The 12,431-nt window shown below is 65.6% G+C and carries 11 protein-coding genes and 1 pseudogene; 5 read left to right on the plus strand and 7 right to left on the minus strand.

From position 1 onward, the window contains the following. Window positions 1-15 precede the first annotated feature (15 nt). Window positions 16-944, plus strand: a pseudogene (locus RW112_RS15195) (DUF817 domain-containing protein). 15 nt (window positions 945-959) lie between these two features. Here RW112_RS15195 and RW112_RS15200 read toward each other — a convergent pair. Continuing rightward, the gene (locus RW112_RS15200; protein WP_317782573.1) at window positions 960-2,444 is read right to left on the minus strand and encodes a hypothetical protein; all 1,485 of its coding nucleotides are present in this window, start codon (window positions 2,442-2,444) and stop codon (window positions 960-962) included. Between the two features lie 312 nt (window positions 2,445-2,756). On the opposite strand from RW112_RS15200, the gene RW112_RS15205 reads away from it, so the two are divergent. Then, window positions 2,757-3,020: a GlsB/YeaQ/YmgE family stress response membrane protein gene (locus RW112_RS15205; protein WP_043484223.1), complete on the plus strand. Its 264-nt coding sequence runs from the start codon at window positions 2,757-2,759 to the stop codon at window positions 3,018-3,020. 96 nt (window positions 3,021-3,116) lie between these two features. On the opposite strand, the gene RW112_RS15210 is transcribed toward RW112_RS15205, so the two are convergent. From RW112_RS15210 to RW112_RS15220, 3 genes are all read right to left on the minus strand, one after another. Next, window positions 3,117-4,382 (minus strand): NYN domain-containing protein, encoded by a 1,266-nt coding sequence (locus RW112_RS15210; protein ID WP_317782574.1) that lies wholly within the window; start codon window positions 4,380-4,382, stop codon window positions 3,117-3,119. A 114-nt stretch (window positions 4,383-4,496) separates the two neighbouring features. Continuing rightward, a complete protein-coding gene (locus RW112_RS15215; protein ID WP_317782575.1) occupies window positions 4,497-5,357 on the minus strand; it encodes a carbon-nitrogen hydrolase family protein in 861 nt (286 codons plus the stop codon). Beyond that, window positions 5,358-6,902 carry an APC family permease gene (locus RW112_RS15220; protein WP_317782576.1) on the minus strand — a complete coding sequence of 515 codons (1,545 nt, stop codon included), beginning with the start codon at window positions 6,900-6,902 and terminating at the stop codon, window positions 5,358-5,360. It lies immediately after the preceding gene. A 115-nt stretch (window positions 6,903-7,017) separates the two neighbouring features. Between RW112_RS15220 and RW112_RS15225 the strand changes: the two genes are divergently transcribed. Next, complete coding sequence (locus RW112_RS15225) at window positions 7,018-7,641, plus strand: TetR/AcrR family transcriptional regulator (RefSeq protein ID WP_317782577.1); 624 nt, start codon at window positions 7,018-7,020, stop codon at window positions 7,639-7,641. A gap of 208 nt (window positions 7,642-7,849) precedes the next feature. Continuing rightward, complete coding sequence (locus RW112_RS15230) at window positions 7,850-8,431, plus strand: adenylate kinase (protein ID WP_317782654.1); 582 nt, start codon at window positions 7,850-7,852, stop codon at window positions 8,429-8,431. A gap of 99 nt (window positions 8,432-8,530) precedes the next feature. Here the strand turns inward: RW112_RS15230 and RW112_RS15235 are convergent, their stop codons facing one another. After that, window positions 8,531-9,220, minus strand: coding sequence for an HAD hydrolase-like protein (locus RW112_RS15235; protein ID WP_317782578.1), 690 nt, complete (start codon window positions 9,218-9,220; stop codon window positions 8,531-8,533). An 84-nt stretch (window positions 9,221-9,304) separates the two neighbouring features. Here RW112_RS15235 and RW112_RS15240 point away from each other — a divergent pair, with 84 nt between their 5' ends. Then, window positions 9,305-9,787, plus strand: coding sequence for an Lrp/AsnC family transcriptional regulator (locus RW112_RS15240; RefSeq protein WP_317782579.1), 483 nt, complete (start codon window positions 9,305-9,307; stop codon window positions 9,785-9,787). Between the two features lie 13 nt (window positions 9,788-9,800). Here the strand turns inward: RW112_RS15240 and RW112_RS15245 are convergent, their stop codons facing one another. Together RW112_RS15245 and RW112_RS15250 are read right to left on the minus strand one after the other, a co-directional pair. Then, window positions 9,801-11,210 carry an aldehyde dehydrogenase family protein gene (locus RW112_RS15245; RefSeq protein ID WP_317782580.1) on the minus strand — a complete coding sequence of 470 codons (1,410 nt, stop codon included), beginning with the start codon at window positions 11,208-11,210 and terminating at the stop codon, window positions 9,801-9,803. After that, window positions 11,203-12,282 (minus strand): homoserine dehydrogenase, encoded by a 1,080-nt coding sequence (locus RW112_RS15250; RefSeq protein ID WP_317782581.1) that lies wholly within the window; start codon window positions 12,280-12,282, stop codon window positions 11,203-11,205. The genes RW112_RS15245 and RW112_RS15250 overlap by 8 nt, the downstream gene beginning before the upstream one ends. Between the last annotated feature and the right edge of the window lie 149 nt (window positions 12,283-12,431).

The raw sequence follows: 12,431 nt of genomic DNA on the forward strand, positions 1-12,431 counted from the left end.
GGAAATGGGGGATCCGTGCGGAGCTTCACATCCGTAGAGCTTTTGATCGATCAGCGGGCACACCGGTTTTTGGACAGCGCGCCCGCGGGCGTTACCCGGTCCAGGCTCACCGAGTTTGTGGTTTTCGGGCTCAAACAGGGCTGGGCATGCATCTTTGGCGCAGCGCTCCTCGCCGTACTGCTGGCAGCGCGCCTGTGGTATCCGGACGACGCCGGTTTGGCCCGGAACGACTTCCTGACCCTCGCTGCCGTCGTCATCCAGATCCTGATGGTGGCAGCACGGCTGGAAACCGTCCGCAGCTCAGGGTCATTGTGCTGTTCCACATTGTGGGGACGGTGATGGAGCTGTTCAAGACCGACGTCGGCTCATGGTCCTACGAGGCCGAAGGGTTCCTGCGCGTCGGGGCGGTCCCGCTCTTCAGCGGCTTCATGTACGCCGCGGTGGGCTCCTACATGGTGCGCGTCTACCGGCTTTTCGACCTGCGCTTCGCCCGGTACCCGCGGCGGTGGATCACGGCGGTCGTCGCCGCGGCCATCTACGTGAACTTCTTCACCCACCACTACATCTGGGACGCGCGCTGGGTGCTGCTGGCCGCCGTCGTGATCGTCTTTGGACGGTGCGTCATGCATTTCCGCGTGTTCCGCGGGAAGTTCCGGATGCCTCTGGTGGCCGCGTTCCTGCTGGTGGCGCTGTTCATCTGGATTGCGGAGAACATCGCCACCTGGTCCGGGGCATGGCTTTACCCGAGCCAGGTGGACGGCTGGCACATGGTCTCGCTCGACAAACTGGTGTCCTGGTTCCTGCTGATGATCATCTCGGTGGTGCTGGTGGCCTGGGTGTACAAGCCGGAGCCGCCGGAGGAGCTTGAGGATGCCCGCGGTGAAGCTGCCCGCGCACTATCGGCCGGGCCGCTGGCCGCGCCGGCCAGCCAGCCGCGCCGATAGCGGTGTCGCTTGGCTCTACAGCCCGGCATTGGAGAACACGCTGCCGAAGAATGCCGCCAGCCGGTCGGCGGTGGCCCGGGCTTCGTCCTGTGACGATGTCCTGGTATTGGCCTCCACGGACAACATCTCCTTGCGCGCGCCGGCACGGACGTGCCATTCGCCCGTCCCGTCCGATAACTGATAGGCGACGGCGTAGCTTGAGTCGGCGGCAATGGTTGTGTTCAGCTGCGAGACGGCCGACCACTCGCGCGAGCCGCCGCCAAGGATGTCCTCCCGGACCGTCGTGCAGTCACGGAGGGCGGCGGCCCGGGTGTCGAACGGATAAGGCGGCGCCGCCGCCGTAGGCATATTGATCACGCTGAACTCGGTATAGTCCAACTTGGTGGCACCCTGAATCTGCCCCTGGCCGCGGACCGAGCCCAGGAGCGAACCGTAATACGCCGAATCGCTAAAGGTACAGGGAGGCACGGGCCCCTGCGGCGAAGGAGCGGCACTGAAGCCCGGCGCCGAGCCGATGACCGAAGCGCCGGGCAGGGCTACGGGACTGCCGTCCGGGCCGGTGACGCCCTTGAACAGTGCCACGAGCTCGTCAGCGGTGCGGGAGTTGGACGGCGGCGGGACAACGGTCGGCGGCTTAGTCACGGCCAGGTCGATGAGCTCCCTCGCCACGCCGGCCATGGAATCGAGGGCAGCTTTGGCATCGGACTCGGAGTTGAGCACGGCCACCGAAAGACTCAGGGTGACGGAAACGGTTCCTGCAAGCACCCGCAACCCGACCAAGCCGAAATCCCCTGGCCCCTTCGGCTTCGTGGTCTGCATCAGGCCGTATTGTTTCTCCCCGAGGGGCTTCCCTCCGACGAGGGGAGCCGGCAGCAGTTGGAGTGCATATGTTGAGGACCGTCCGGACTCCGTCGATGCCAGGTCAAACTGGCTGCAGCGGGAGGCCAGATCGTCCGTGTACCCAAAATCGGCCTTGGCGATGGCATCCTTTTCGGCGCTGCGCAGGGTGACCATGATGGTGGTGGTCGGTCCCGACTGCGCCCCGATCGGCATTACACCCTCGGCGAAGTTCACGCTCTTGTCTACCCAGCGCACGAACGGGTGTTCGGGGACGAAGGCGATGCACTCGCTGGGGGTTGCCTGGGTGCTGACCTGGGGGAAGGAGCCGCTGGCCGCTCCGCTGCGCTGGCGCTCGGAGTCCTGGGCGGCGGGGAACTGCACGTTCCGGTTCTGCGCTACTCCGTTGATGATTGTCGCGAGCTCCTGGTCCGTGAAGACTGCCTCCGGAAAGCCGGTTGCGGCAGGGCTGCCCGATGAGGAGGCAGGCGGCGCAGTAGTTGTCGCCGTGGGTGTCCCGCCTGGTGAAGTGGCGCCCGGCGTCCCGCCTCCGGATGAACATCCCGCCAGAGCCACCAGGCTCACCACGGCGCAGGCCACCCGGCGCCGGCTCTTCGTGCCCACCCTGAACGTCACGGTTTCGACTCCACGAACGGACATCATCGGCCTCCTTAGCCAGAAGCCAAGGTTATGATCCAACGGGCATACCGGCTAGGGTATTTTGACCTCAGGGGCGGACCGCCGCCCCCGTAGTTTCGCGGGCACGTAGTCCGCGACGGCAATGCATGTGTGCGGCCGCATATTCAGGTGTCGGCTACTCGTGACGGGCCTGGTGGGACTCCTTAGACTTCGGTCACCGGCAGGTGCCGGCAGCCGGATCGCGGAAGGGCAACAGGCAGAGGGCGTGACGTGTCCCAGCAGAATACCTGCTCCTGTCGCACTTGAGCGGTTCACTTATTCGGAAGGAAGCTCGTCATGGGAATTCTCGGTTTTCTCCTGCTCGGCTTGATCGCGGGAGCTATCGCAAAGGCCATACTTCCCGGCAGGCAGGGTGGCGGCTGGGTAGTCACGATGGTTCTGGGTGTGGTCGGCGCCATCCTTGGAGGATGGATCGGCTCGCTGGTCTTCGGCGGCGGCCTCGCTGAATTCTTCGATCTCAGGACCTGGCTGCTGGCTATTCTGGGCGCCGTGATTGTGCTGGGCATCTACGGCGCCGTGACGCGCCGAAGCAGGGCCTAACCGCGCGGTCCGTGAGGCCGCACACCGCAGCAGACCGAGACAGACGACGGCGGCTCCTCCCCGCCGTCGTCCCCTCACTGACGCCTGCCGCGCGAACTACGCTTCCAGGTACCCGCCGCTGGCCCAGCGCCGCAGCGACACCTTCTCGCCGTCGTCGAACTCCATCAGCGCCACCCGGCACAGTTCCTCCACGTTCTCGGTCCAGGCCGCCGCCAGGCCGTCCGCCGTCGCAGTCTCATTGAGGGAGTAGTTGACGTAGCCCAGGCCTTGAATGACAAAGTTCACGGCACCACGGGAGACGGGCTGGCCCGCGGTGACACAGTCGTCCCGGACCAGCCGGGACAGTTCGTTGCGGTTGACCGGCTCGTTGCGGTTGACCGGCGTCTCGCGAAGCCTGGCAGCCATTGCCTGGAACAACTGCCGGAACTGGGCCTGCGACAGCGCGGGCACGTCCGTCACCCTGGTGACCCGCTCTTCGATGCCGGGCTCGACGTCGGCATCCGCGGGCAGGTCGTCACTGGAAAACCTCTGCGCGTCCCAGACCCAGCCGCCCCGGGAGGGGGAGTATTCAACACCGTTGCCGATCTGGGCCACCCAGGTCCCGAACTTTCCGCACCCTCCCCAGTCGGTCTTCAGGGAAGGATCCGCCGTCAGTGCACGGTGGGCCACCATTGCCCCGACAACCGGACCCGGGGCGGCGCGAACGAACTCGCAGACCTCGCGGACGGCAGCGGAAACACTCTTCGACGATGTTTTGGGCTTCGCTTTTGCGGCCGACTGGGCCTGCGGCGACTGAACCGAGGCCACGGCGTGGATCGGCTCTCCGGTGGTGCCGTTGAGGATGGCCACGAAGTCGTGGGACTCCACCACGCTGTCGGCCATCTCGCGGTAGGCAAAGGCCACGGCTCCGGCGGCGATCACGGTGGTCATCTTGTCCGCGGCACGGAAACGCTGGATCAGGGACGTGAAGTCAGCGTCTGCCGAGGCGATGAAGAACTCGTCGATGCCGCCGCCGCCGGACAGGGCGTCCATCGCATCCAGCACCAGGTTGATGTCGGTGCTGGATTTCCCGCGCTGCGTCAGCGACGGGCAGTCAATCACACGGAAACCCGCACGGGTCCAGTACGTCCGGTACTTCGAGTACACCACCGGGTTGAGGTAGCAGTTTCGGATCAGGAAGCGGCGGGAACTTTCGGCGGAGCCGCCGGCGGACAAGGCATCCGCCCAATGTTTGGGGTCTTCGGCGAACCGCTTCGCCGCCAAGGGATCGAGGGCCAGCAGGCCGGTGTACACGTTGTCGAAATCGACAAACATGGCCGCCCGGATTCCGGGCCGTCGGAAGGGAGATCGCGCCTCTTTCATTGGCTCAGTGTGCCAGCAAGCGGGGGTTCCGGGGAGCTTTTTCGCGAAACGCCCGACCAAGCAGACGACGGCGGGAGGTCCCGCCGTCGTCCGCCCGCCGTTGCCGGTGGTGCTTTAGCTCCATTCGGGCGGCTGGAAGGTCGCTCCGCCGTACATGGGGTAGGAGAGGATGCCGCGCTGGTCCTTGAGCTGGGACCAGGGTTTATTGATCCCGAACGTTCCGTATTCTCTGGCCTGTGTCACCCGGTCCAGGTCCAGGACGCCGTAGAGGATCTCCTCCCCGCCCCGGGCCCGCTGCATGATGGTGCCTTCCGGGTCCACGATGACGCTTTCGCCGACCCCTGACGGATCCGCACCGTTGACGTTCACCACAAAGACCTGGTTGACGAAGGCATTTGCCCGGGACATGACCACTTCCATTTCACGGTCCCGCGTGGTGGTGAGGGTGGGCTGGATGATTACCTCGGCCCCGAGCCAGGCCAGCTGCCGGGAGACCTCAGGGAAGCTGCCGTCAAAACAGATTGCCAGCCCCACGCGGCCTTTGCCGGGGATATCGAACGTGATGAACGAATCCCCTGGTGTTGTCGTTTCAAAGGGACGCCAAGGGAAAACCTTCCGGTAGCGGGCAACGATCTCACCCTCGGGTGACACGGCGATGGCCGTGTTGTAGGTGCGCCCGTTGTCCTCCTCCAGCAGTGATCCGGGGACGAGCCAGACTCCCAACCGCCGGGCCAGCCCGGTGATCCGCGTGGTGAGATCGCTGGGGATGGGTGCGGCGGACCGGGTGTCCGCGTCGGGATCCGGCTGGAGGAATTCGCCGGGGGCGGAGAGCAGAAGCTCGGGTGCGACAATGACGTCCACTTCCGGGCCGAGGTTCTTGGCGCACTCGGCCTGCCTGGCGAAGCGCTGCCAGGTCGCTTCGACGTCGTAGGGAACCGACTTGGTCTGAATGGCGGCTACGGACAGGACTCGCATTTATGCCTCAGTTTCGCTGGTGAGAGTGGTGGCCAGTTCGGCCCGGTTGGTGACGTTGCCGCGGGGGATGGTTTGCGCCGAGAAGAACTCCCGGAACCGGTTTTGCAGCAGGGCGGTGACGATCAGGCCGGTGACCAGGGCGCCGACGCCGGTCCAGAACACTGTTCCGATGCCCAGCCAGGAGAGCCCCACGTAGTCGGGGGAGTACATGTCGAGGGCGCTCAGGACGAATGCCGCGATCATCATGGCTGCGCCGACTGACGGCAGGATCCCCTTCATCAGGAGCGACCCGGCGGAGGTGCGCATCTGCGGGGCGAAATACACCACGCAGGCGAGGGCCGTTGCGGCGTAGTACGCGGCTATGAGCAGCCCGATCGACAGGACGGCGAAGCCGATGAAGTCCGCGGCGATGGCCGTTAGTCCCACAGTCATTCCGACGCTCAGCAGCGCCCACCAGAGAATCGAGGTGGTGGGTGTCCCCCGGATGGGATGCATGGTTGCGGCGGCGCGGGGAAGCGCACGGTAGGTGCCCATGCTGAGCCAGGACCGCGGCGTGCTGACGGCCACGGTCATGAGTGCGGCAAGGGCCGATAAGCCAACGGCGAGGATGATGATTTGGCCGAAGACGGTGCCTGTGGCCTGCGGTCCGAGCACCGAGAGCACGTCCGAGACGGTCCCCGGGTCCGTGATGCCGGCGACGCCCGCAAATCCGACAGCCGCCACTGCTGTGACCACATAGAACACCAGCAGAATGGTGGTTGTTATGACGACCGCGCGTCCAGGGGTGCTTTTGCGGTTTGTGGTTTCCTCGTTGACGGCGATCAGGGCATCCCATCCCCAGTAGATGAAGAGGCACAGAATCACGCCCGAGACGAGTCCCGAGGCGTCGTCGAAGGCGAAGGGATTCAGCCAGTCGAGGCTTGGCGGTTCGGCGCCTTCGAGCGTGCCGCTGGCGCCGATCGCGGTGAACGCGCCGACGCAGAAACCGCCAAGCGCCACGAGCTGCAACCCGATGAGGGCATATTGGAGCAAGGCCGAAAGCTCGATGCCCCGCGCTGAAACGACAGCGCTCAGCCCGATGAGGCTGCAGGCAAGGAGGGCCACCAGGATGGGCTGTTCGGCGATGCCCCCGAGGCCCAGGAACTCCAGCAGGTACGTCGCCGCAACCTGCGCAAGGGCTGCTGTGGCAATGAAGGTTGCGATCTGCGGAACCCAGCCGCCAAGGAACCACCCGGCTCGGGGTCCGAAGACCCGGGTAATCCAGACGAAGACTCCTCCGCAGTCAGGCATCTCCTTATTCAGCTCACGGAAGGCGAAGGCAGTGAACAGGATGGGGACGAAACCGAGGAGGAAAGCCGCAGGGGTGTGCACGCCCACAGCGAGGACGACGAAGCCCAATGTGACGGCCAGGCTGTAGGCCGGCGCCACGGCGGCCAGGCCGAGGGCGACGGTAGGGCCGATGCCGATGGACCCTGCTTTCAGGCCTTTGGCGGAGGCCGCGGGCGTGGCGGTTGGGGGCGGAGGTTGGGGAACGGGGCGGGACATGGAACTCCTCGTTGAGTCAGGAAATTTGAATGACATTCAAATTTGAACACCATTCAATATGTGACTAGGATCATTGTCAATAGCCGATTGTCAAGAAGAACGGGGCAGTGCGTTGATGACCGGTCCAACTAAGAAGGAGCTCCGGCGGGGCCATATCCTCGCGGCTGCCCAGGCCGTGGCAGCGCGGGACGGTGCGGGGGCGGCGACGCTGCGGGCGATTGCGTCAGAAGCGGGCATGGCGCCAAACGCCGTGCTCTATTACTTCGGCGGACTGGCCGAAATCGAAGCTGCGGCGGTGCAGGCATCCTCGGACCGGTTCCTGCTAAGTCTGGCGGCAGCTGTGGAATCCCGTGAGGGGCCTACTGACCGGCTCGCGGCCGCGCTGCAGGCTGGAATTTCGGGCGGACTGGAGGACGACGCCTCCCGGATTCTTTACGAGTATTGGTCCCACTCCCTCCGGAACGCTGAACTTCGGCGCATTCAGGAGGAGTTCACCAGGGCGCAGCAGTCCAGCTATGAGGGCATCATCGCCGACGGGATTGCCTCAGGCGAATTTCATCCCGTTCTGGAGCCATCGGACATTGCACGCATCATCGTGGCCCAGGAAGACGGGCTGGTCATGGACGTGCTTTCCGGGGTGGCCAGCAGCCGCCACGTTTTCGAACTCAACGCGCGGCTCGCAGCCGTTCTGCTCGCTGTGGACCCCGCACGACTGCTCCAGCCCGCCGCCGTCCGTTAGCGGAACCTCCGCCAGCGCGGGCTTCACAGTCCCGGCCATTCTGACCGCCCACTGCACCATAGCTACCGTTAGCTGGACAAAAAGGCCGGTGGACGACGGCGGGACCTCCCGGCGTCGTACCCTTCTGTCAGGCACCGCAGCGATGCAGCCTGTCTGGTCTCACCTGACATGAAGCAACGGCACAACGAAGGGTATGTGAATGACGAGGATGCTGATTATTGGCCCGCCCGGTTCCGGAAAAGGCACGCAGGCGGAGCGGATCTCCGAACGCCTCGGCGTCGTGGCGATCTCCACCGGCGACATCTTCCGCGCGAACGTGAAGGGCGGGACGCCCCTTGGCATCGAGGCCAGGAAGTACATGGACGTGGGTGACTTTGTCCCTGACAGCGTCACCAACGAAATGGTGCGCAGCCGCCTCAGCCAGGACGACGTCGAAACCGGCTTCCTGCTGGACGGCTACCCGCGCACTGAGGCCCAGGTGGACTATCTGGATGAGATCCTGGCCAACGGTGACCAGAAGCTGGAGGTGGTCCTGCAGTTGACCGCCGATGACGACGAACTGGTCCACCGCCTGTTGGGCCGCGCCCGGGAGACCGGCAGCAGCGACGACAACGAAGCCGTCATCCGGCACCGGCTGGACCTGTACCACGAGCAGACCGAGGCCGTCGTGGCGAAGTATGCCGAGCGGGGAATACTGACCAGGGTTGACGGCATCGGCGGCGTCGACGAAGTGACCGACAGGGTCATGATGGCCGTCGACAACCAGAAGAAAGTTACCGTCGCCAACTGACGGTGACCCCGGACCACGTAAACCCGTGGGGACCACAAGCCGGAGGACGGCGGCGGGATTTCCCGCCGTCGTCCTCCGCTTCTGTTACAGGGCACCGCACTACCGGCCGGCGCGGAGCAGCCGTCCGAGGATCTCGGGTGTCCCGGCAACAGCCGCGGCCTCTGCGGCTTCCGAAGGGTCTCCGTATCCCCAGGACACAAAGATCGTCGGGATCCCGTGCACGGCCGCGCCGGCAACGTCGTAGCTCCGGTCGCCCACCATGACCGGGCTGGAAATGTCCACACCCTGCGCCTTCAGCCGCGCCAGCGCTTCGGCAATGACATCCTCCTTGGAGGCCCTTCCGGCTGCGTCGGACGCGCCGCAGATGTCAACGAAATGACGGTCAATCCCGAAAGCGCGCGCCAGCCGGACGGCCTGATCCTCCACTTTTGACGTTGCCACCGCCATCCGGCACTGCACTGAACCCAACTGGTTCAAGAGGCCGGCAATACCGTCGAAAAGGCTGGATTGCCCGGCCCCTGTTTCGGCGTAGGCCGCGCGGTAGTGCCGGAGCGCTTCCCGGGCGGTTGCCGCGTCCAGGCCCGCGCTGTGCCGAAACGACTCGTACATGGGCGGTCCGACATATGTGAGCAGGTCCCGGTGCGGAGGGACCGGCGCATTCACTGCTTTGAGGGCCCGGGCAGCGCTGTCCATCACCCCCGGTGCCGAGTCCAGGAGCGTCCCGTCCATGTCGAACAGAATGCAGCTGACGGCGGCGGATGCCTGATTGTCCAGGTGTAGACGTATCATTTCTGCGGAGCCTTTCTGGCTACGGTTTCGGAGCGCACAGTCCCAGGGGCAGCGGCGCGCCGATGATTGCGGCGGAGGGTAGGGATGGACGGGACGGGTTTGGATCACATCGACCAGAAGATCCTTGCGGAGCTCACCAAGAACGCCCGGGTGTCCCATGCCGAGCTGGCCAGCAGGGTGCTCCTGTCCCGGAACGCCGTGCGGCAGCGTGTGGACCGCCTGGAGCGGCAGGGCTACATCCAGGGCTACACGATCGTGGCGGGGGCTGTGGGCCAGAGCATGGTTTCCGCCTTCCTCATGATTTACCGCAAGGACCGCATGCGCGGCGCAGACGTCCTCGCAGCATTGCGGACCATTCCCGAAGTGGTCCTATGTGATGTCCTGAGCGGCGACTTCGACCTGCTGGTCAGGCTGGAGGCGCGCTCGTTGGACAGGGTGCAGGAGATCTGGGAGCAGATCGCGGCTCTCCCCGGCGTGGCCGACACCGTTACCGCACTGACCCTGTCCAACGTCATCCGACGGCGGGGAGCCGACGGGCCCGGCGACGTGCCCGTCGCCGGGCTCTAGCCCGGCCGCCCCGCTAGCTCCTGATGCAGACCACCTTGGCCTGGGTCATCTCCTCGTAGGCGAACCGGACGCCTTCCCGGCCCATGCTGCCGTATTTGGACCCGCCGAACGGCATGCCGTCGAACCGGTAGTCGGAGCTGTCGTTGATCATCACGCCGCCTGCGTCCAGATCCCGGGCCGCACGCATGGCCGCCGCGAGGGAGCGGGTGAAGATGCCCGCATGAAGGCTGAAATCGATCGAGTTGGCCAGCTCGATCGCTTCGTCATAGGTGCTGAACACCTTGAGCATGACCACCGGTCCGAACACTTCCTCCTGCCAGAGGCGGCAATCCTCCGGAACGGACTCCAGGACCGTCGGCAGCAGGATGTTTCCCTCCGCACGGTTGCCGGCCAGGACTGTTCCGCCGCCGTCGATGGCGCCCTGGATCTTGAGCTGGACCTCCCTGACCGCGCCGCGGGTAATCATGGGACCAACGTCGGTCTGTTCCTCGGCGGGATCGCCGGTGACCAGTGCAGTAGTGGCCGCCACGAACTTCCGGCGGAATTCGCCGTAGACGGAGCGGTGGACCAGAATCCGCTGCACCCCCACACAGTTCTGCCCCGCGGCCCAGAACGCGCCGGACACACATGAGTCCACCGCCTGGTCCACGTCCGCATCGTCCAGGACGATCACCGGCGCGTTTCCGCCCAGGTCCATGGCGAGTTTCTTCAGCCCGGCCGCGCGGGCGATTGCCTCACCGGTCGCGAAACCGCCGGTAAAGGAAACCATCCGCACATCCCGGTTCCCGATGATGGCCGCCGCAACGTCCCTTCCGCCGTGGACCACCGTGAGGACCTCCGGCGGCAGGCCGGCGTCGAACAGGGAGTCGGCCAGCAGCTGGGCGGACAGCGGCGTGAGGGCTGACGGCTTGAGCACGACGGCGTTGCCTCCTGCGATCGCCGGGCCCACCTTGTGGGCCACCAGGTTAAGGGGATCGTTGAACGGCGTGATTGCCGCAATGATCCCGAGCGGCTCCCGCGTGAACCAGCCTGTCCGGTCCTCCGATCCGGCATAGGAGTCGAAGGGGATGACCTCGCCGGTACCGCGTTTGGCTTCCTCCGCGGACAGCCGAAGGGTGTTGATGGCCCGGTCCACCTCCTTGCGTGCCTGGCGGATGGTTTTCCCGGCCTCCGCCACGATGGTCCGGGCGAACACCTCGCTTCTGCGCTCAATGTCCGCCGCGGCCGCGGACAGGATGACGGCGCGTGCGTGGCGGGACAGGGACTTTGCCACCGCGGCGCCGGCGCGCGCCGCGGCCATCAGCGCAACAGCCGCGTTGGCATCGGTGGTGGGTACGGCTCCGACAACTCTGCCATCGTAGGGACTGGCCACCTCGTGCAGCTGGGGAACCCGGACGTCCTGAAGAACGGTGGTATCAGACACGGGCCAGACCTCCGGTGACCGTGGCAGCCTGGCGGGACTCCGCTGCTGCCTGGTGGATGGCGATGATGTCGGAGAGCAGCGCATAGGCCGTCTCGATGCGCCCGGCCCCGGGACCGGACACCGTCACCGGGCCCAGCAGGTCAGTGTCGAACGAAACCGCGTTCGTGGCACCCGAGATTCCTGCAAGGCTGTGTTCCACATCGAGGGCGCGCGGTGCAACGCTCGCCGCGATGCCGCCGTCGGGAGTCCGCCTGGCGGATCCGATCAGCTTCCAGCGCCGGCCGGCAGAAGCGGCTGCACGGATATCCTCCGGCGTTATTGCGGAGATGCCCTCCCGCCGGACGTCCTTGAGCTGGAGTTTCCCGCCGAGCAGCTCGTTGGCGAGGATCAGCACCTTCAGCTGCACGTCGAAACCCTCAAGGTCCGCGGCAGGATTCGCCTCTGCGTAACCCAGCTCCTGGGCCTCCCGGACCGCCTCGCCCAGGTCAAGGCCGGCTTCCATGCGTCCCAGAACGTAGTTGCTGGTGCCGTTCATGATTCCTTCGAAGCCATTAAGCTTCAGCCCGCTGAACATCTGCTTGGCGAGCCGGATCACCGGAGTGCCGCTCATGACGGCGCCTTCGAACTCAAAGCGGACTCCCTGCTGTTCCGCCAGGGCCGCAAGTTCCCCGCCCCGGAGCGCCACCGGTCCCTTGTTTGTGGTGCAGACGCTCTTGCCCGACTCCAGGGCCCAGCGCACATGCGAAACCGCGGGCTCGCCGTCGTCGGGGTTGGTGAAAGTGGCCTCACAGATGATGTCGGCCGTGCAGTTGCGGATTACCGACTCGTTGTCGGGCTCCGCGGAGCCGCCGTGCCGGGCAAAGGTCTCGCCGTCGCTGCCCCGCGCCAGGGCCATGGACAGATCAATGCCGTCCGCGTCTACCAGTGAACCGAGGCGCAGATCAGTGATGGCAACCACGCGCAGGCCGAAGCCCAGCTCGGTGCGGAGGGCTTCGCCGCGGGCGGCGATCAGCTCGGCCAGGCTGCGGTTCACGCCGCCGAAGCCAATAAGTGCAAGGTCGTAGGTGGTCATGCCGTGTCCTTCTCTCGGGATTGCCTGGTGGTTCCATGCTCAGGCCGGTCCGTGCCCGTCCCGCCATGTGATTCCGCCCAAAGGACTGCGCAAAGTGACCAAGGATGACGCCGTTTGTACCGTCGCCTCTTAATATTCGTGCAATATAT

The organism is Arthrobacter sp. B10-11, from assembly GCF_033142195.1.
GTDB classification, from domain to species: domain Bacteria; phylum Actinomycetota; class Actinomycetes; order Actinomycetales; family Micrococcaceae; genus Arthrobacter; species Arthrobacter oryzae_C.